19 protein-coding genes are annotated in these 19,260 nt (G+C 64.9%); 18 read left to right on the forward strand and 1 reads right to left on the reverse strand.

The window, feature by feature from the left end; genetic code table 11:
- Positions 1-40: 40 nt before the first annotated feature.
- Entirely contained in the window at positions 41-976 is a 936-nt protein-coding gene (locus AC3FMM_RS25115) for a LysR substrate-binding domain-containing protein (RefSeq protein WP_116311908.1), read from the reverse strand.
- Positions 977-1,135: 159 nt separating this feature from the next.
- Here AC3FMM_RS25115 and AC3FMM_RS25120 point away from each other — a divergent pair, with 159 nt between their 5' ends.
- From AC3FMM_RS25120 to hemE, 18 genes are all read left to right on the forward strand, one after another.
- On the forward strand, positions 1,136-2,131 hold the full coding sequence (locus tag AC3FMM_RS25120) for a tripartite tricarboxylate transporter substrate binding protein BugE (protein ID WP_326347999.1): 996 nt from the start codon (positions 1,136-1,138) through the stop codon (positions 2,129-2,131).
- Positions 2,132-2,134: 3 nt separating this feature from the next.
- A complete protein-coding gene (locus AC3FMM_RS25125) occupies positions 2,135-3,007 on the forward strand; it encodes an N-formylglutamate amidohydrolase (RefSeq protein ID WP_326348000.1) in 873 nt (290 codons plus the stop codon).
- Positions 3,008-3,218: 211 nt separating this feature from the next.
- Complete coding sequence (gene mnmG, locus AC3FMM_RS25130) at positions 3,219-5,177, forward strand: tRNA uridine-5-carboxymethylaminomethyl(34) synthesis enzyme MnmG (protein ID WP_116311905.1); 1,959 nt, start codon at positions 3,219-3,221, stop codon at positions 5,175-5,177.
- A gap of 23 nt (positions 5,178-5,200) precedes the next feature.
- Positions 5,201-5,902 (forward strand): 16S rRNA (guanine(527)-N(7))-methyltransferase RsmG, encoded by a 702-nt coding sequence (gene rsmG / locus AC3FMM_RS25135; RefSeq protein ID WP_488687628.1) that lies wholly within the window; start codon positions 5,201-5,203, stop codon positions 5,900-5,902.
- 85 nt (positions 5,903-5,987) lie between these two features.
- Positions 5,988-6,761, forward strand: coding sequence for a ParA family protein (locus AC3FMM_RS25140; protein WP_062795850.1), 774 nt, complete (start codon positions 5,988-5,990; stop codon positions 6,759-6,761).
- Between the two features lie 16 nt (positions 6,762-6,777).
- Positions 6,778-7,680, forward strand: a complete 903-nt coding sequence (locus tag AC3FMM_RS25145) for a ParB/RepB/Spo0J family partition protein (protein ID WP_115711339.1) — start codon at positions 6,778-6,780, stop codon at positions 7,678-7,680.
- A gap of 317 nt (positions 7,681-7,997) precedes the next feature.
- A complete protein-coding gene (locus tag AC3FMM_RS25150) occupies positions 7,998-8,504 on the forward strand; it encodes an ATP synthase subunit I (protein WP_326348003.1) in 507 nt (168 codons plus the stop codon).
- A gap of 242 nt (positions 8,505-8,746) precedes the next feature.
- The gene (gene atpB / locus AC3FMM_RS25155; RefSeq protein ID WP_115711335.1) at positions 8,747-9,613 is read left to right on the forward strand and encodes a F0F1 ATP synthase subunit A; all 867 of its coding nucleotides are present in this window, start codon (positions 8,747-8,749) and stop codon (positions 9,611-9,613) included.
- Between the two features lie 88 nt (positions 9,614-9,701).
- A complete protein-coding gene (gene atpE / locus AC3FMM_RS25160; RefSeq protein ID WP_011299478.1) occupies positions 9,702-9,968 on the forward strand; it encodes a F0F1 ATP synthase subunit C in 267 nt (88 codons plus the stop codon).
- 99 nt (positions 9,969-10,067) lie between these two features.
- A complete protein-coding gene (locus AC3FMM_RS25165) occupies positions 10,068-10,538 on the forward strand; it encodes a F0F1 ATP synthase subunit B (protein ID WP_062795846.1) in 471 nt (156 codons plus the stop codon).
- 2 nt (positions 10,539-10,540) lie between these two features.
- Positions 10,541-11,086, forward strand: coding sequence for a F0F1 ATP synthase subunit delta (locus AC3FMM_RS25170; protein ID WP_488687629.1), 546 nt, complete (start codon positions 10,541-10,543; stop codon positions 11,084-11,086).
- Positions 11,087-11,124: 38 nt separating this feature from the next.
- Positions 11,125-12,666, forward strand: a complete 1,542-nt coding sequence (gene atpA / locus AC3FMM_RS25175; protein ID WP_018006200.1) for a F0F1 ATP synthase subunit alpha — start codon at positions 11,125-11,127, stop codon at positions 12,664-12,666.
- A gap of 74 nt (positions 12,667-12,740) precedes the next feature.
- Positions 12,741-13,616, forward strand: a complete 876-nt coding sequence (atpG, locus tag AC3FMM_RS25180; protein WP_092316767.1) for a F0F1 ATP synthase subunit gamma — start codon at positions 12,741-12,743, stop codon at positions 13,614-13,616.
- A gap of 33 nt (positions 13,617-13,649) precedes the next feature.
- The gene (atpD, locus tag AC3FMM_RS25185; protein WP_115678922.1) at positions 13,650-15,053 is read left to right on the forward strand and encodes a F0F1 ATP synthase subunit beta; all 1,404 of its coding nucleotides are present in this window, start codon (positions 13,650-13,652) and stop codon (positions 15,051-15,053) included.
- Positions 15,054-15,201: 148 nt separating this feature from the next.
- Positions 15,202-15,618, forward strand: coding sequence for a F0F1 ATP synthase subunit epsilon (locus AC3FMM_RS25190; RefSeq protein ID WP_010811262.1), 417 nt, complete (start codon positions 15,202-15,204; stop codon positions 15,616-15,618).
- 715 nt (positions 15,619-16,333) lie between these two features.
- The gene (locus AC3FMM_RS25195; protein WP_115711331.1) at positions 16,334-16,774 is read left to right on the forward strand and encodes a CoA-binding protein; all 441 of its coding nucleotides are present in this window, start codon (positions 16,334-16,336) and stop codon (positions 16,772-16,774) included.
- A gap of 48 nt (positions 16,775-16,822) precedes the next feature.
- Positions 16,823-17,773, forward strand: coding sequence for an alpha/beta hydrolase (locus AC3FMM_RS25200; RefSeq protein ID WP_326348005.1), 951 nt, complete (start codon positions 16,823-16,825; stop codon positions 17,771-17,773).
- A 46-nt stretch (positions 17,774-17,819) separates the two neighbouring features.
- Positions 17,820-18,917 (forward strand): uroporphyrinogen decarboxylase, encoded by a 1,098-nt coding sequence (gene hemE, locus AC3FMM_RS25205; protein WP_488687630.1) that lies wholly within the window; start codon positions 17,820-17,822, stop codon positions 18,915-18,917.
- Positions 18,918-19,260 lie beyond the last annotated feature (343 nt).

Raw genomic sequence — 19,260 nt, forward strand, 5'->3', positions numbered from 1 at the left:
GTGTGATGGATGATGACGTTACTGCCAGCCGTCGATCTAGTCATACGCTGAATAATTTGGCGTTCTCCCTGGCCGTATCCGCGCTTGCAGTTTCCAGCAGCCATGCGCGAAAGCAATTCAACGCTGCATGATCGCGCCGCTCCCTGGGCGCGCACAGAAAATAGCCGCGTTGCAGCGTAATCGGCAGGTCAAACGGCGCCACCACGCGTCCCGCCGCAATTTCCTCGCGCACCAGGCAGCGCTGCAGCACGGCCACGCCCATGTCGGCACGCACCGCCTGGATCAGGATCGAGACCTGGTCGAACGCTGTGGATAACCGGGGCGCAGCGTTGGGTACGCCGGCGGCCTGCAGCCAGTTTTGCCAGTTCGCCGGCGCGGTGGTGTGGTACAGCAGGGGCTCGTCCAGCAGCTCGGCGGGAGATCGCCAGCGGCCGGCCTCGCGACGGGCGCGCGCGCGGTCCGGGTGGCAGACCGGCACCATTTCCCGGCCGACCACGTAGTCGGCCTGCAGGCCAGGCCACTTGCCGGCTTCACCGGCCAGGATGGCGGCGTCGGGCGAGGGGCCGGACAAGTCTTCGTCGCGCTGGTAGGGGACGAAGTCGAGCCGGATTTCCGGGTGGCGACGGTGGAAATCCGGCAGCCGCGGCACCAGCCAGACGCTGGCGAGGGTGGGCACCACCGACAGGGTCAGATGGTGCCGGCGGTCGCCGGCGCGCAAGGCGGCGCTGGCGTGTTCGATGGCGGCGAGCGGCTCGGCCACGGCATCGAGCAGCTGCCGGCCGGCGTCGGTCAGTCCCAGCCGGTGCGCATTGCGTTGCAGCAGCGGCTGGCCGAAATGCGCTTCCAGCCGGGCGATGGCGCGGCTGATCGCTCCCTGCGTCACGCACAGTTCCTCCGCCGCGCGCGTAAAACTGCCCAGCCGCGCCGCGGTGGCAAAGGCGTGCAGCTCGGACATCGAAGGGGAATGCAACCGCATGGCGGAGGGAGGGGCGGAGAGCGGGGCAGGGCGGTTTCCCGCCACCGGCGCAAGGATGATCTTTGGTAATGCAAAGGTGCAATATAGTCGTTTGCGCCCGGCTGGTAAACGGCTGACACTCGCCCGGTTCATGCACAAAACACCAACAGGAGAAACCCCATGATCCGAGCCCGGATGTCCCGCCGCCAGTTGCTGCTTACCGGCACCGCCGCCACCGCCACGCTGGTCTTTGCCGGTAGCGCGCTGGCGCAGGCCAACTACCCGACCCGTCCGATCCGGCTGATCGTGCCTTTTGCCGCCGGCGGCTCCACCGACCTGTCGGCGCGCCTGGTGGCCGAGTTTGCCGGCCGCGAGCTGGGGCAGTCGATCGTCGTGGAAAACAAGGGCGGCGCCGGAGGCTCGCTGGGCATGGAGCAGGTCGCCAATGCCACGCCGGACGGCTACACCATCGGCATGGCCACGGTCAGCACGCATGGCTCCAATCCTGCCGTTTATCCCAAGCTCAAGTACGACCCGATCAAGGACTTTGCCCCGGTTACCAACGTGGTGGCGATTCCCAGCGTGTTCGCGGTGCACCCGAGCGTGCCGGCCAAGACCATGCAAGAGTTCATCGCCCTTGCCAAGGCCAACCCCGGCAAGTACAGCTTCGCGTCGCCGGGGGCCGGCTCGCTGGGCCACGTCAACATCGAGAACTTCATGATGCTGGCCAAGATCGACCTGCTGCACGTGCCCTACAAGGGCGCCGGGCTGGCGCTGAACGACGCCGTGGCAGGGCAGGTAAACGCCATCACCGACAACCTGTCGTCGACGCTGCCGCACGTGAAGGCCGGCCGGCTGCGCGCGCTGGCGGTGCTGGGTGCTGCCCGCTCCGCGCAGCTGCCCAACGTGCCGACCTACGCCGAACTGGGCTTCAAGGACATGGGTGAGGGCGGCTGGTTCGGCATTGTCGCGCCCGCCAATACGCCGGCCGCCATCGTCGCCAGGCTGAACCAGGCGATCCACAAGGCCATGCAGAACCCTGAGTTCAAGCGCAAGGTGGAAGAGTCCGGCGGCACCCTGGTGCCGACTACGCCGGAGCAGTTCAAGGCACAGATCCAGCAGGCCATGGCGCGCTACGCTCGCGTCGCCAAGGCCGCCGAGATCAAGCTGGACTGAGTTATGGCGGAAGCAAGCAACCACGCGGCCGCGCTGCCGCCGGTGATCGTGCGCCTGCCGGAAGGGGAGGCCCTGCCGCTGGTGTGCGACTCGCCGCATAGTGGGACCGCGTACCCGGCTGACTTTGGCGCCGCGGTGCCCGCCGCGCGCCTGCGCGGCGGCGAGGATACGCATGTGGATGCGCTGTGGCAGGCCGTGCCCGCGGCGGGCGGCACGCTGCTGGCGGCGACCTTCCCGCGCGTCTATATCGACCCGAACCGTATGGTCGACGACATCGACCCGGCGCAGGTCGATGGCACGTGGCCGACGCGGCTGGCCCCGGGGCCGAAGACGCAGCTGGGCTACGGGCTGATCTGGAGCCGGATCGATGCGGCCACGCCGATCTACGACCGCATGCTGTCAGTCGCAGAAGTTCAGGCCCGCATCGAGCGTTACTATCGTCCGTACCATGCGGCGCTGGCCGAGGCCGTGGAGGGTGCTTACGCGGGTTTTGGGGCGCTCTGGCACCTGAACCTGCACTCCATGCCCAACAACGCCTACGAACGCCTGAAGATCGCCAGCCCGCATCCGCTGGCCGACTTTGTGCTGGGCGATCGCGACGGCACGACCTGCGAGCCGGGGCTGGTAGATCTGGTCGAGCGGGAACTGCGCGGCATGGGCTACACCGTGGCACGCAACGATCCGTACAAGGGGGTGCAGCTGATCGCGCAGATCGGGCGGCCGGCAGAGCGGCGCAACAGCCTGCAGATCGAGATCCGGCGACCGCTGTACATGGATGAGCTGACTCGCGAGCGTAATGCCGGCTTCGTCTCGCTGCAGCGAGACTTGGGCAAGCTGACCGAGCAAGTAGCGGCGTATATCCGTTCACAACTCTGAGGCGCTTGTTCCACGTGAAACATCTGGCCGGGCCTTGCGCCCGGCCTTTTTGTTTCACGTGAAACACAACGTCGCTTTCAGACGACTGATGACGTACCGTAAGCGCCATGTTTCACGTGAAACATGGTGTCCGCCGGAAAGCGCTAACTCGAATGCCGCTATAATTTCGCATTCCCGAATTTTCCCGCCAGCCTCCCGGAGGAGGTGTCCCATGCTTTACCCGAAAGAATTCGATGTCATCGTCGTCGGCGGTGGCCATGCCGGCACTGAAGCCGCCCTTGCCGCGGCCCGCATGGGCTGCCAGACGCTGCTGCTGACCCATAACATCGAGACGCTTGGGCAGATGAGCTGCAACCCGTCGATCGGGGGCATCGGCAAGGGGCACCTGGTCAAGGAAGTGGACGCCATGGGCGGCGCCATGGCCGCCGCTACGGACGAGGCTGGCATCCAGTTCCGTATCCTGAATTCCAGCAAGGGACCGGCCGTGCGTGCCACGCGCGCCCAGGCAGATCGGGTGTTGTATCGCAAGGCGATCCGCACGCGGCTGGAGAATCAGCCGAACCTGATGCTGTTCCAGCAGGCCGTCGACGACCTGATGGTGGAGGGCGACCGTGTCGTCGGCGCCATGACGCAGGTCGGCATCGCCTTCCGTGCGCGCGCGGTCGTGCTGACGGCCGGTACCTTCCTGGACGGCAAGATCCACGTGGGCCTGGATAACTACACCGGCGGCCGCGCCGGCGACCCTGCTGCGGTGTCGCTGTCGGCACGCCTGAAGGACCTGAAGCTGCCGCAAGGCCGCCTGAAGACCGGCACGCCGCCGCGCATCGACGGGCGCACCATCGATTTTTCGGTGATGGAAGAGCAGCCCGGCGATCTCGATCCCGTGCCGGTTTTCTCCTTCCTGGGCCGGCCTGAACAGCACCCGCAGCAACTGCCGTGCTGGATCACCCATACCAACAGCCGTACCCACGACATTATCCGCAGCGGGCTGGACCGCTCGCCGATGTACACCGGCGTGATCGAGGGGGTAGGGCCGCGTTACTGCCCCAGCATCGAGGACAAGATTCATCGCTTTGCCAGCAAGGAAAGCCATCAGATCTTCCTGGAGCCAGAAGGCCTGACCACCAACGAGTTCTATCCCAACGGGATCTCGACCAGCCTGCCGTTCGACGTGCAGCTGGAACTCGTGCACTCGATCCGTGGCCTGGAGAACGCCCATATCCTGCGTCCCGGCTATGCAATCGAGTACGACTACTTCGATCCGCGCGGCCTGAAGGCATCGCTGGAGAGCAAGGCGATCCGGGGCCTGTTCTTCGCCGGCCAGATCAACGGCACGACGGGTTATGAAGAAGCCGCGGCGCAGGGCCTGCTGGCCGGTATCAATGCCGGTTGCTACGTGCGCGAGCGCGATGCGTGGACGCCGCGCCGCGACCAGGCTTACCTGGGAGTACTGGTCGACGATCTGATCACGCGGGGCGTGACCGAGCCGTATCGCATGTTCACCAGCCGGGCGGAATTCCGCCTGAGCCTGCGGGAAGACAACGCCGACATGCGGCTGACCGAGGTTGGCCGCGAACTGGGCGTGGTCGACGATGCGCGCTGGGATGCGTTCAACCGCAAGCGCGACGCTGTTTCACGTGAAACAGAACGCCTGAAGAGCACCTGGGTGAACCCGGCGATGCTGCCGGCCGAGGAGGCGGTGCCGCTGCTGGGCAAGCCGATCGAGCGCGAGTACAGCCTGGCCGACCTGCTGCGTCGCCCGGAAGTCAGCTACGAAGCCCTGATGGCGCTGCAGGGCGGCCGCCATGCGCCCGAGACCCCGCTGGATGCCGAGCCGATGCTGGCGGAGCAGATCCGCGAGCAGATCGAAATCGGCATCAAGTACCACGGCTATATCGCCCGCCAGGCGGCCGAAGTCGACAAGCTGGAAGCCAACGAATCGACGCGCCTGCCGGAAGGGTTGGATTACACCGAAGTGCGCGGGCTGGGTTTTGAAGTCAGCCAGAAACTGAACCAGCATCGCCCGGAAACGCTGGGCCAGGCATCGCGCATCTCGGGTGTGACGCCGGCGGCGGTCTCGCTGCTGTTGGTACACCTGAAGAAGAAGGGGCTGGGGCGCGGCCGTGCGGATGCCGGCGCATCGTCCGGCAACGGTGAAGAGGCTGCCTGAGAGTGCCCGCACCGCGACCCACCATGACCGACGACGCCACGCAGCGTCGTCGCCTTGAAGCGGGCCTGGTCGTGATCGGGCTGGCCTTGGCGCCGGCCCGGATCGACACGCTTTTCGCGTACCTGGCACTGCTGCGCAAATGGAATGGCGTCTACAACCTGACCGCCATCCGCCATCCCGACGAGATGCTTACGCATCACCTGCTGGATTCCCTTGCCGCGGTCCCGGCGCTGGCCGAAGCCGCCCGTGCCGCCGAAGTCGATACACCGGCGCGGGGCAGGGTGCTCGATGTGGGCTCGGGTGGCGGCATGCCGGGCCTGCCGCTGGCCATCGCCTGTCCGGATGTATCGGTGCTGATGGTCGACATCGTGCAGAAGAAGACCGCTTTCCTGACCCAGTGCCGCGCCCAACTGGGCTTGTCCAATGCCGCCGCGCATTGGGGCCCGGTGGAGAAGCTGGACGATGCCGACGGTTTTGCCGTGATCACCTCGCGCGCGTTTGCCGAGCTGACGGATTTTGTCAGCCTGTCGGGCCAGCTGCTCGCGCCGCGCGGCAAGCTGATCGCGATGAAGGGGGTGTATCCGCAGGCCGAGCTGGACCGCATGGAAGCCGCCGGACTGATGGCGCAATGGCAGGTCGACGCCGTGCCGCGGCTGACCGTGCCCGGGCTGGAGGCGGAGCGCCACCTGGTGGTACTCTCGCGCCGCGCGGGCACCCCCGCATGACCTACGCCGCGGTGCCGCGCAAGCGCGCCGCGAACTGCCAGCCGCGTGCTGGCCGGATGATTTGAAGCAGGAGCCGCAGGAGCTTATGGCCAAGGTATTCGTGATCGCAAACCAGAAGGGCGGGGTAGGCAAGACCACCACCACGGTGAACCTTGCCGCTGGCCTGGCGGCGCAGGGCCAGCGCGTGCTGCTGGTCGACCTGGACCCGCAGGGCAATGCCTCGATGGGCTCCGGCATCGACAAGCAGGCGCTGGAAACCAGCGTGTACCAGGTGCTGGTCGGCCTGGCCGGCATCGCGCAGGCGCGCCAGCGCTCTGAAACCGGCAAGTACGACGTGCTGCCGGCCAACCGCGAACTCGCCGGTGCGGAAGTGGAGCTGGTCGAACTGGACCAGCGCGAGCGTCGGCTGCGCCAGGCCATCGCGGAGGTCGACGGCGACTATGACTTCGTGCTGATCGATTGCCCGCCGTCGCTGTCACTGCTGACGCTGAACGGCCTGTGCGCGGCGCATGGGGTGATCGTGCCGATGCAGTGCGAGTATTTTGCGCTGGAAGGGCTGTCGGACCTCGTCAATACCATCAAGCAGGTGCACGCCAACCTGAACCGCGACCTGCAGGTGATCGGCCTGCTGCGCGTGATGTTCGACCCGCGCGTGACGCTGCAGCAGCAAGTGTCGGCGCAACTGGAATCGCACTTCGGGGAAAAGGTCTTCAAGACCCTGATCCCGCGCAATGTGCGGCTGGCCGAGGCACCGTCCTATGGCATGCCGGGCGTGGCGTTCGATCCGTCATCGAAGGGCGCCAAGGCGTACCTGGACTTCGGCGCCGAGATGATCGCGCGGGTCCGGCAGCTGGGCTGAAGGAGAGGGCAAGAGCATGAGCACTGCAAAGAAGAAGGGCCTGGGCCGCGGCCTGGAAGCGCTGTTGGGCGGGCCCGCTGAAATCGTCGAGTCGGTCAAGCAGGAGGGCGCGCCCACCGTGCTGAACCTGAACCAGCTGCAGCCGGGCAAGTACCAGCCGCGCACGCGCATGGACGAGGGCGCGCTGCAAGAGCTGGCCGCGAGCATCCGCGCGCAGGGGCTGATGCAGCCGATCCTGGTGCGACGCGTGGCCGAACCCGACCGCTACGAGATCATTGCCGGCGAGCGGCGCTTCCGCGCCTCTAAACTGGCCGGGCTGGACAAGGTGCCGGTGCTGGTCAAGGATGTGGCCGACGAAGCCGCGGCGGCGATGGCGCTGATCGAGAACATCCAGCGCGAAGACCTGAATCCGCTGGAAGAAGCGCAGGGCATCATGCGCCTGATCCGCGAGTTCAGTTTCACGCACGAGCAGGCGGCCGAGTCGGTGGGCCGCTCGCGCAGCGCGGTGTCCAACCTGCTGCGCCTGCTGAACCTGGCTGCGCCGGTGCAGACCATGCTGATGGCCGGCGACCTCGACATGGGCCACGCGCGCGCGCTGCTGGCGTTGGACGGTGCCAACCAGATCACGCTGGCCAACCAGATCGTCAACAAGCGGCTGTCGGTGCGCGAGACCGAGAAGCTGGTGGCGTCGACGCTCAAGCCGTTCGACCTGAAGTCGCTCAAGCAGAAAGGCGCCAATAACGTGCGCGACGTGGCGCGGCTGGAAGAGGAGCTGTCGGATGCGCTCGGGCTGGCGGTGCAGATCAAGCTGTCGCCACGCGGCAAGGGCCAGCTGACGATCCACTTCAGCAACAACGATGCGCTCGAAGGGGTGCTGACGCGCCTGCGCGAATCGCGCGAAGGGCAGCAGGCTGCCTGATTTACTGCGCGATTAACGGCCATTGCTGCGGCGACTGTTGCGCGCACGCAGCACTGGTCGGGACGATCCGCGGTATACCTTGTGTCCGACCGGTAATCCCCCATCATGCGCAGGGTTCACTGCGCAATCCAATTACGTCAAACATCATTGCCGCGCAATTTTTGCGCAGCCATCATGCAATCGTGATGGCAACCGTTGTGCGCAACGCACTGCAAGGTAAATGTAAGCAGATTGACGCGAATCAGTAGTTCCCCTTAAAATCGTGCGGTTTGAATTCTGGTCGGGCCGAAAAGTTCCGGCCCGGATAAGGCAGGCAGGTGGTGGTGCGAGACCGTCAGCAACGAGGCGCCGGGTCCCGTCAGGAAGATGACTGGGACGACTGGAGAGAAGGCGCGGACCGTGAGGAAGAGGCTGTCGATCCGCTGTCGCATGCCGAGGCGGTGACGCTGTTTGGCGAGCGCGCGCTGCGTCCTTCGCGCATGACCCCGGGCAAGGTTGTCCTGGCGCAGGTGGCGGTTTCCCTGCTGTCGGCACTGTGCTGGGCGCTGTTTGCGAAGGAGCCGGGACCATATGGATGGTCGGCGCTGTTCGGCGGCATGGCGTGCTTCGTGCCGAGCGGGTTCTTCGCCTTCCGCCTGTGGCTGGCGCGCGATCGCGCTTCGGTAGGCGGACTGGTGTTGGGCGAGGCGATCAAGGTCTTTGCCACGGTGGCGCTGCTGGTGCTGGTCGTGGTGCTGTACCGCGATCTGCGCTGGGTGCCGATGCTGGTCACGTTCCTGCTGGCGCTGAAGACATACTGGGTAGTGGCCCTGGCGTTGCGCTAGGACCGCTGCTTGAAAACGGTGCTTCCTTTGCAAGTGGTGGCACCAAGACGGAATATCAAGAGTTTCCGTGACGGTTGCGGCGGATTTCATGGCGCTGACACCGGACACGGCCAAGGTTGGAAACCCGCTTGCATCGCGGTGACCGGCGAATCCGCCGCAGGTGATGCAAGACGCGTACCGGGCGCTGCACAGAACAGCCGCGCGCGGCCCGAAGATTTCGCAATATACCGTTCGATTCGACAATGGCAGAAGCTACCCAAAGCGCGGAACACGTGCTGACACCCTCCGGCTATATCGCCGAACACTTGCAGAACTTGAACTCGGTCGGCGGCAAGCAGGCGTCGGTGGTCGATTTCTCCGTGATCAACTATGACACGGTGTTCTGGTCGGTGCTGTGCGGCGCCATCGCCGTGCTGTTCCTGTATGCCGCCGCGCGCCGCGTCACCGCGGGCGTGCCGGGCCGCTTCCAGGCCTTCGTCGAGATGATCGTCGAGATGGTCGACGACCAGGCCAAGGGCATCATCCATGGCGACCGTTCGTGGATCGCCCCGCTGGCGCTGATGGTGTTCTGCTGGATCACCATGATGAACGCCATCGACCTGATCCCGGTCGACTGGGTCACCGGCCTGAACAAGGTCCTCGAGATCTTCCACATCCATATCCCCCACCACCGCGCGGTGGCCACGGCCGACCTGAACGGCACGCTGGGCATGTCGTGCGCCGTGCTGGTGCTGATGATCTACTACAGCTTCAAGATCAAGGGCGCGGGCGGCTTCATGCACGAGCTGTTCTCGGCCCCGTTCGGCGCCAAGTGGTACCTGGCCCCGTTCAACCTGGTCCTGAATATCATCGAATTCCTGGCCAAGGCCGTGTCGCTGGGCATGCGGTTGTTCGGCAACATGTACGCCGGCGAACTGGTGTTCCTGCTGATCGCGCTGCTGGGCTCCATCTGGACGTTCGGTGCCGACCTGTCGGCGCTGGGCTTTGTCGGCCACGTCATTGCCGGCGCAGTCTGGGCGATCTTCCACATCCTGATCGTGCTGCTGCAAGCGTTCATTTTCATGATGCTGACGCTGGTGTACATCGGCCAGGCTCACGATCACCACTGATCGTCATCGGTCAGCGCAGGTTCAAGGTTTTAGGTTTTTTGGTTTTTGGTTTTTTGGTTCTAAGTCTCTCTAAATTAAAGGAGTCATCATGCAAGCATTTCTCGCCAACATCCAGGGTCTGACCGCCATCGGTATCGGCATCATCATCGGCCTGGGCGCTATCGGCGCCTGCCTGGGTATCGCACTGATGGGTGGCAAGTACATCGAAGCCTGCGCACGTCAGCCTGAGCTGATGAACCCGCTGCAAACCAAGATGTTCCTGCTGGCCGGCCTGATCGACGCGGCATTCCTGATCGGCGTGGGTGTTGCAATGCTGTTCGCGTTTGCCAACCCGCTGCTGGCTGTCATCCAGTAATTCTTTTCGGTCTGCATGATGCTGACGGGCGGCGCGGGCCACCAGCCTGGCCGCCTTTTGTGCATTTATCTGTAGTTTGATTACCGAAAGGAACACACCATGAATCTGAACGCAACGTTTTTTGCGCAGATGGTCGTGTTCTTCATCCTGTGGTGGGTTGTTGCCAAATTCATTTGGCCGCCGCTGGTGAAGGCGCTCGACGAACGCGCAAAGAAGATCGCCGATGGCCTCGCCGCTGCCGAGAAGGGCAAGGCCGAGCTTGAACTCGCCAACAAGCGTGTGGACCAGGCCATGGCCGAAGCCCGCACCGAAGGCGCTCAACGTGTCGCTGACGCCGAGAAGCGCGCCCAGCTGACGGCCGACGAGATCAAGCAGAACGCCCAGGCAGAAGCCGCACGCATCATTGCCCAGGCCAAGGCCGAAGCCGAACAGCAGGTTACCCGCGCGCGCGAAGAACTGCGCGACCAGGTTGCCGTGCTGGCCGTCAAGGGTGCCGAGCAGATCCTCAAGCGTGAAGTGAACGCGCAGGTCCACAACGACCTGCTCAATCAACTCAAGGCTGAGCTCTAATCATGGCTGAAACCGCAACCATTGCCCGTCCCTACGCTGAGGCGCTGTTCCGCGTCGCCAGTGAATCGAGCGCAGGCAACCTGGGTGCATGGTCCGAGCTGGTGTCGGAAATGGGGCAGGTTGCCGCCAATCCCGACATGAAGGCGGTCGCCGACGATCCGAACGTTCCCGGCGCCAAGCTGGCCGAACTGTTCGTGTCGGTGCTGAAGTCCCCGGTCAGCAACGAAGCGCGCCGCTTCGTGCAACTGTTGGTGGACAACAACCGCCTGACGGTGATGCCCGACATCGCCGAACAGTTCCATGCGCTCAAGAATGCCCGCGAAGGGTCGTCCGACGTTGAAATCACCAGCGCCTTCCCGCTGGAAGATGGTCAGCTGAACGACCTCGTCGCCGCCCTCGAACGCAAGTTCGGCCGCAAGCTGTACGCGCAGGTGGCGGTGGACCCGTCCCTGATCGGCGGCGTCAGCGTCAAGGTTGGCGACGAAGTGCTCGACACCTCCGTGCGTGCGCGCCTGGCAGCCATGCAAACCGCGCTGACCGCCGCCTGAGCGGCCGTCCGGCGGATTGAAGAATTAGGAGCATTGTGATGCAACTGAACCCCTCAGAAATCAGCGAGCTGATCAAGACCCGCATCTCGGGCCTTGGCGCCGAAGCTGAAGTGCGCAACACCGGCACGGTGATCTCCGTGACCGATGGTATCTGCCGCGTGCATGGCCTGTCTGGCGTGATGCAGGGCGAGATGCTGGAATTCCCCGGCAACACCTTCGGCCTCGCGCTGAACCTCGAGCGCGACTCGGTCGGCGCCGTGGTGCTGGGTGAGTACGAACACATTTCCGAAGGCGACACGGTCAAGTGCACCGGCCGCATTCTGGAAGTGCCGGTGGGCAAGGAACTGCTGGGCCGCGTGGTCAACACGCTGGGCCAGCCGATCGATGGCAAGGGCCCGATCAACGCCAAGGAAACGGACGTGATCGAGAAGGTCGCCCCGGGCGTGATCGCGCGTCAGTCGGTGAGCCAGCCGGTGCAGACCGGCCTGAAGTCGATCGACGCGATGGTGCCGATCGGCCGTGGCCAGCGCGAGCTGATCATTGGCGACCGCCAGACCGGCAAGACCGCCGTCGCTGTCGACGCCATCATCAACCAGAAGGGCAAGGGCGTCTTCTGCGTGTACGTGGCAATCGGCCAGAAGGCTTCGACGATCGCCAACGTGGTGCGCAAGCTGGAAGAGCACGGCGCGATGGAATACACCGTCGTCGTCGCCGCCGCCGCTTCGGACTCGGCCGCCATGCAGTACCTGGCCGCCTACGCCGGCTGCACCATGGGCGAGTACTTCCGCGACCGCGGCGAAGACGCGCTGATCGTCTATGACGACCTGACCAAGCAAGCCTGGGCCTATCGCCAGGTGTCGCTGCTGCTGCGCCGCCCGCCGGGCCGCGAAGCCTACCCGGGCGACGTGTTCTACCTGCACTCGCGCCTGCTGGAGCGTGCCGCCCGCGTGAACGCCGACTACGTCGAGAAGTTCACCAACGGCGCCGTCAAGGGCAAGACCGGTTCGCTGACCGCGCTGCCGGTGATCGAAACGCAGGCCGGCGACGTGTCCGCGTTCGTGCCGACCAACGTGATCTCGATCACGGACGGCCAGATCTTCCTGGAAACCGACCTGTTCAACGCCGGTATCCGCCCCGCCATCAACGCCGGTATCTCTGTGTCGCGCGTCGGTGGTGCTGCGCAGACCAAGGTGGTGAAGAACCTGTCCGGCGGTATCCGTACCGACCTGGCCCAGTACCGTGAACTGGCTGCCTTCGCGCAGTTCGCCTCGGACCTGGACGATGCCACCCGCAAGCAGCTCGAGCGCGGCCGCCGCGTGACCGAACTGCTGAAGCAGCCGCAATACCAGCCGCTGCAAGTGTGGCAGCTGTCGGCTTCGCTGTTCGCCGCCAACAACGGCTTCCTCGACAACGTGGAAGTGAAGGACATCCTGCCGTTCGAGAAGGGCCTGCACGACCACCTGAAGACCAAGTACGCCGACCTCATCAACCGCATCGAAGAGACCAAGCAGCTCTCGAAGGAAGATGAAGCCGCCCTGCGTGCCGCTGTCGAGGATTTCAAGAAGTCCGCCGCGTTCTAACCGCGTAATTCCACGACATCGTCGCCGCGCCTGGCTCACGCCGGCGCGGCGATGGTTCGGATGGAGAGGAAGATATGGCCGGAACGAAAGAGATTCGAACCAAGATCAAGAGCGTGCAGAACACGCGCAAGATCACCAAGGCGATGGAGATGGTCGCCGCGTCCAAGATGCGCAAGGCGCAGGAGCGGATGCGCAACGCCCGTCCCTATGCCGAGAAGGTGCGCAACATTGCTGCGCACCTGGCTACGGCCAACCCCGAGTTCAAGCACCCGTTCATGCAGGAGCGCGAAGTCAAGCGCGTCGGCATGATCGTGGTCACGACCGACAAGGGGCTGTGCGGCGGCCTGAACACGAACGTGTTGCGCTCGGTGACCAATGAGCTGAAGGCCCTGCAAGGCCGTGGCGTGGATGTGCAAGCCACCGCCATCGGCACCAAGGGCATGCAGTTCCTGGGCCGTATCGGCGCCAAGGTGGTTTCGCACGTGGTGCACCTCGGTGACACCCCGCATCTGGAAAAGCTGATCGGCGCGATCAAGGTCCAGCTCGACGCCTTCACCAATGGTGAAGTCGACGCGGTGTACGTGGCGTACACCAAGTTCATCAACACGATGAAGCAGGAACCGATGGTTGAGCAGCTGCTGCCGCTCGCCGCCGACAAGCTGTCGCAGACCGAAGAAGAAAAGCGCGCCTACTCGTGGGACTACATCTACGAGCCTGACGCCCAGACCGTCGTGGAAGAGCTGCTGGTCCGCTACGTCGAGGCGCTGGTGTACCAGGCCGTGGCCGAGAACATGGCGTCCGAGCAATCGGCGCGCATGGTGGCCATGAAGGCTGCGTCCGACAACGCCAAGAACGTGATCGGCGAACTGCAACTGGTCTACAACAAGACCCGTCAGGCCGCGATTACCAAGGAACTGTCGGAAATCGTCAGCGGCGCAGCTGCGGTCTAAGGCGTCACGAATTCAAGCTATCGGAGATACGAAATGAGTATCGGAAATATTGTGCAGTGTATTGGCGCCGTGGTGGACATCGAGTTCCCCCGCGACGCAATGCCGAAGGTGTACGACGCGCTCGTGCTGGAAGAATCCGGCGATGCCTCGTTCGCCGAGAAGGGCCTGACCTTCGAAGTCCAGCAACAGCTGGGCGACGGCGTGGTGCGTACCATTGCCCTGGGCTCGTCGGACGGCCTGCGCCGCGGCATGTCGGTGAAGAGCACCGGCGCCCCGATTTCGGTGCCGGTTGGCCACGGCACCCTGGGCCGCATCATGGACGTGCTGGGTCGCCCGATCGACGAAGCCGGCCCGATCGCTTCGGACGAACTGCGTGCGATTCACCAGAAGGCACCGAAGTTCGACGAACTGTCGCCTTCCGTTGACCTGCTCGAAACCGGCATCAAGGTGATCGACCTGGTCTGCCCGTTCGCCAAGGGCGGCAAGGTGGGCCTGTTCGGTGGTGCCGGCGTGGGCAAGACCGTCAACATGATGGAGCTCATCAACAACATCGCCAAGCAGCACAGCGGTCTGTCGGTGTTCGCCGGCGTGGGCGAGCGTACCCGTGAAGGGAACGACTTCTACCACGAAATGAAGGACTCGAACGTGCTCGACAAGGTGGCCATGGTGTTCGGCCAGATGAACGAGCCGCCGGGCAACCGTCTGCGCGTGGCGCTGACCGGCCTGACCATGGCCGAGCGCTTCCGCGACGAAGGCCGCGACATCCTGTTCTTCGTCGACAACATCTACCGCTACACCCTGGCCGGTACCGAAGTGTCGGCACTGCTGGGCCGTATGCCTTCCGCAGTGGGCTACCAGCCGACGCTGGCCGAGGAAATGGGCAAGCTGCAGGAGCGCATCACCTCGACCAAGACCGGCTCGATTACGTCGATCCAGGCCGTGTACGTGCCTGCCGATGACTTGACCGACCCGTCGCCGGCAACGACCTTCCTGCACCTGGACTCGACCGTGGTGCTGTCGCGTGACATCGCCGCGCTGGGTATCTACCCGGCCGTCGATCCGCTCGACTCGACCTCGCGCCAGCTGGACCCGCAAGTGGTCGGCACCGAGCACTACGAAGTCGCCCGCCGCGTGCAGCAGACCCTGCAGCGCTACAAGGAACTGCGCGACATCATCGCGATTCTGGGCATGGACGAACTGTCGCCGGAAGACAAGCTGGCAGTGAACCGCGCCCGTAAGATCCAGCGTTTCCTGTCGCAGCCGTTCCACGTGGCAGAAGTGTTCACGGGTTCGCCGGGCAAGTACGTGCCGCTGAAGGAAACCATCCGCGGCTTCAAGATGCTGGTCGACGGCGAGTGCGATCACCTGCCCGAGCAGGCGTTCTACATGGTCGGCTCGATCGACGAGGCCTTCGAGAAGGCCAAGAAGCTCCAGTAAGCCTTGCTTGTCGTTCCCGCGAAAGCGGGAACCCAGCGTCTTTGAACGTCGTTCCAAAGTCACTGGGCCCCCGCGTTCGCGGGGGCGACGGTAAATCGCGTAAAGCGTTTTGCCGTCGGAAGCGAAGTGAGTGGAGAAAGGATCAGATATGGCAACCATTCTTGTAGACGTCGTCAGCGCGGAAGCGTCGATCTTCTCCGGCCAGGCGAAGTTCGTGGCGCTGCCGGGCGAGTCGGGTGAGCTGGGCATCCTGCCGGGCCACACGCCGCTGATCACGCGCATCCAGCCGGGTGCGGTGCGCATCGAGAAGGAAGACGGCAGCGAAGAGTTCGTGTTCGTTGCCGGCGGCATTCTCGAAGTGCAGCCCAAGCACGTCACCGTGCTGGCCGACACCGCGATCCGCGGTGGCGACCTGGACGAAGCCAAGGCCCAGGAAGCCAAGCGCGCGGCCGAAGAGCTGATGCAGAACCAGAGCAGCGATCTCGACCTGGCACGCGCCCAGAGCGAACTCGCCGTGGCCGCGGCGCAACTGGCAGCAATTGCCCGTCTGCGTCGGAAGAAATAAGCATCGAGCAGGACTGTCGCGTTGTTGTTTTTTCGATGCGACATTTAAAAAAGGCAGCCGCGAGGCTGCCTTTTTTGTAAGCGCGGCGATATGCTTTGGCCGCGCCTGGACAAAAAAAAGCGCGCGGGCCGGGGAGGCTCCGCGCGGACGGGAAAATCCCTTCGAGGGGTCAATTCGAAGGAACGGGTTCGGTCCAGGTCGACAAGCAAGGCGCACCGGATATCCAAATATCCGCTCACAGGCCGCAAAGGCCACGCGCTGCAACGGTCTTCCTGGTGCTCCGGTCCAGCAAGCTTTACGCTGGATCGGAAAATCGGGTTACTGCCGGAAACGCTACAAAAAGGCTTTCTTCAGCACGCCCCTTTAGTCTGCACGGCCATTTTTACCGGGGCGCCACGCCCGCCCAGCGGGTGTGTCAATGCATTGTGGGGGAAACTCCCGGGCATGGCAGTAACAAAATGTATCGGTTTGAAAGAAGTTGAAAGCCGGAGCGCCTAAAATCCGGCGTGATCGGCATATTTTCGCGCCTTGCCGTCACGTTTTGCGCCGCCATGTGTTGCGGGATTATCTTTATATCCGTGATTTCTGTGTTCGTTTCCGCACCAAATCCTGCGTGACAATTGCGGTTACGATTCAATGGCCGCCGGAGTTGCGTCCCCGTTGCGATGCAGCCCGGCGGTCATCTGGTCACTCACCTCCACAGCCCGGAGACGCAATGCCGCCCGAGATGCAGCAAGCCATACAAGCCATGCTGGCGATGAAGACCGTAGCCGTAGTCGGCTTGTCCGACCGTGCGGAGCGGCCCAGCCATGAGGTCGCCGAATTCCTGCAGGGCCACGGCTTCCGCATCGTGCCGGTCAATCCGCGCCATGCCGGCGAACGCATCTTGGGTCAGACCTGCCACGCGACGCTGCGCGAGGCCGCCGACGCCGCCGCGGCGGCAGGCGCCCCGATCGAATGGGTCGATATCTTCCGCCGCGCCGAGGACACACCCGGTGTGGTCGACGAGGCCATCGCCATCGGCGCGCGTGGGGTCTGGCTCCAGCTTGGCATCATCAACGACCAGGCGGTGCGTCGTGCCACCGATGCCGGGCTGCTGGCGGTGCAGGACTGTTGCAGCAAGATCGAGCTGACGCGCCAGCTCGGCGGGGCCTGATTCCCGCCGTTTCTTTTATCCCTACTGATTACCCCTTTGCCGCCGACCATGGCCATCGATCCGCAACTGCTCGCCTATTACCGCCGCCTGGCCGAACGCTATGCCACGGAGCCGGCGCCGGCCGACGTCCCGGCGCAGCGCGCCCGCTTCGCCGAGATCGCCGCCGCCTCGTTGCGGCCGGATCCGGAGGGCGTTGTGGTGCAGCCGCTCGAAGTGGCGCTGGCCGGACGCACGCTGGGCGCACGATTGTTCCGTCCGGCCGGCGTGGCCGCGCCACGGCTGCTGGTGTACTTCCACGGCGGCGGCTGGGTGGTTGGTTCGACGCAGACGCACCACACCGTCGCGGCCTTGCTCGCGGCCGATACCGGGTGCGCCGTGGCCAGTGTCGATTACCGGCTGGCCCCCGAGCACGCCTTCCCGGCGCCTTGCGACGATGCCGCCGAAGCCGTGGTGTGGCTGGCCGGCCAGCGTCAGTCGCTGGGGCTGGCGCCCGATTTCCTGGCGGTGGCCGGCGACAGCGCCGGCGGCCACCTCGCGGCGCAGGCCGCGCAGCGGCTCAATGCCGGCGAGGCGGTGCGGGTCGACGCCCAGCTGCTGATCTATCCGGTCGCGGCGCCGGTGCTCAGCACCGAAAGCTATCGCGCCTTCGCCGATGGCCCCGGCCTGACGCGTGACGAGATGGCGTGGTTCTGGACCCAGTTCATCGGTGCCGAGGCCCTGGCGCAGGGCGCTGCCCACGCCGATCCGCGCGTGCACCTGATGGCCGCGCCGCCGGTGCGGCCGCCGGCCACCGTGCTGATGGTGGCGGCGCACGATGTGCTGCGCGACGACGGCCTGGCCTATGCCGACTTCCTGGTGCGCCACGACGCCCCGGTCATCACCATCGAGGCCAGCGGCATGACCCACGGCTTCGCCCGGCTGCAGCCGGAGGCCGAGCGCGCGCGGGAATGGATGCGTCGCGCCGCGTCGGCGTTCGCGGGGATGATCGACGACGTCTGAGCGGCATCCGCGTGCGGCCATCCCTTAGAATGGCGGTCTTACGAGGATGACCATGACCGCACTGCAGAACGATACCTTCCTGCGCGCGCTGCGCCGCCAGCCGACCGAATACACGCCGCTGTGGCTGATGCGCCAGGCAGGCCGCTACCTGCCCGAGTACAACGCCACGCGCGCGCGCGCCGGCAGCTTCCTCGGGCTGGCCAAGAACCCGGCCTATGCCACCGAAGTGACACTGCAGCCGCTGGACCGCTATCCGCTCGACGCGGCCATCCTGTTCTCTGACATCCTGACGGTGCCGGATGCAATGGGCCTGGGCCTGTCGTTCGCCCAGGGCGAGGGACCGCGCTTCGCGCATCCGCTGCGCACCGAAGCCGACGTGCAGAAGCTGGCCGTGCCCGACATGGCATCGCTGCAATACGTGTTCGACGCCGTGCGCGAGATCCGCCGCGCGCTGGTGCAGGACGGCCGCCAGCGCGTGCCGTTGATCGGCTTCTCAGGCAGCCCCTGGACGCTGGCCTGCTACATGGTCGAAGGCGGCGGCTCGGACGACTTCCGCACGGTCAAGGCGATGATGTACGGCCGTCCCGACCTGATGCACCGCATCCTCGACATCAATGCGCAGGCGGTCACGGCGTACCTGAACGCTCAGATCGAGGCGGGCGCGCAGGCGGTGATGATTTTCGACACCTGGGGCGGGGCGCTCGCCGACGGCATGTACCAGGCGTTCTCGCTGGCGTACATGCGCCGCGTGCTGGCCGGCCTGAAGCGCGAGCACGCCGGACAGCAAGTGCCGGCGATCGTCTTTACCAAGGGCGGCGGCCTGTGGCTGGAAGCGCTGTCCGACACCGGCGCCGATGCCATCGGGCTGGACTGGACCGTCAACCTGGCCGAAGCGCGCCGGCGCACCGGCGGCCGCGTGGCACTACAGGGCAATATCGACCCGACCGTCCTGTTTGCGCCCGAGGCCGCGATCCGCGAGCAGGTGCGTGGCGTGCTGGACAGCTATGCCGCCGGCGGCGGCAGCGACGGCCATGTCTTCAACCTCGGCCACGGGATTTCGCAGTTCACGCCCCCGGAGAGTGTTTCCGTGCTGGTCGACGAGGTGCACCGGCACAGCCGCCAGCTGCGCACAGCAGTAAAGTGACGGTCGCGGTATGCAGCCCGGCAGGGCGATGCGGCGCCGCCCCGCGCTGCAACGTCCCGGCCGGGCCCGTACCCAGTGCTGCGCGAGCCGCGCGGGCGTACCGTGTCAAGTTAACTTTTTCGCCAAGAGTCACCAAAAAGGTGTGCTGGGTTGATTGGCGGCACTTGACTTATGCACACCGATAGGTTTGCCGCAGTGCAGGACAGGGTTATTCCCTAACCTATCTGGGGGATGTTTGCAAGCCCTTGATTTTTAAGGCTTTGGAAGATTTGCAAAGTAGGGGTCGATGCCAGTGGATCCCTTGTTTCTCGGGGCTTCCGGGCCAGGCAAAGCGACTTTTCAA

Source organism: Cupriavidus sp. 207A1, assembly GCF_057798955.1.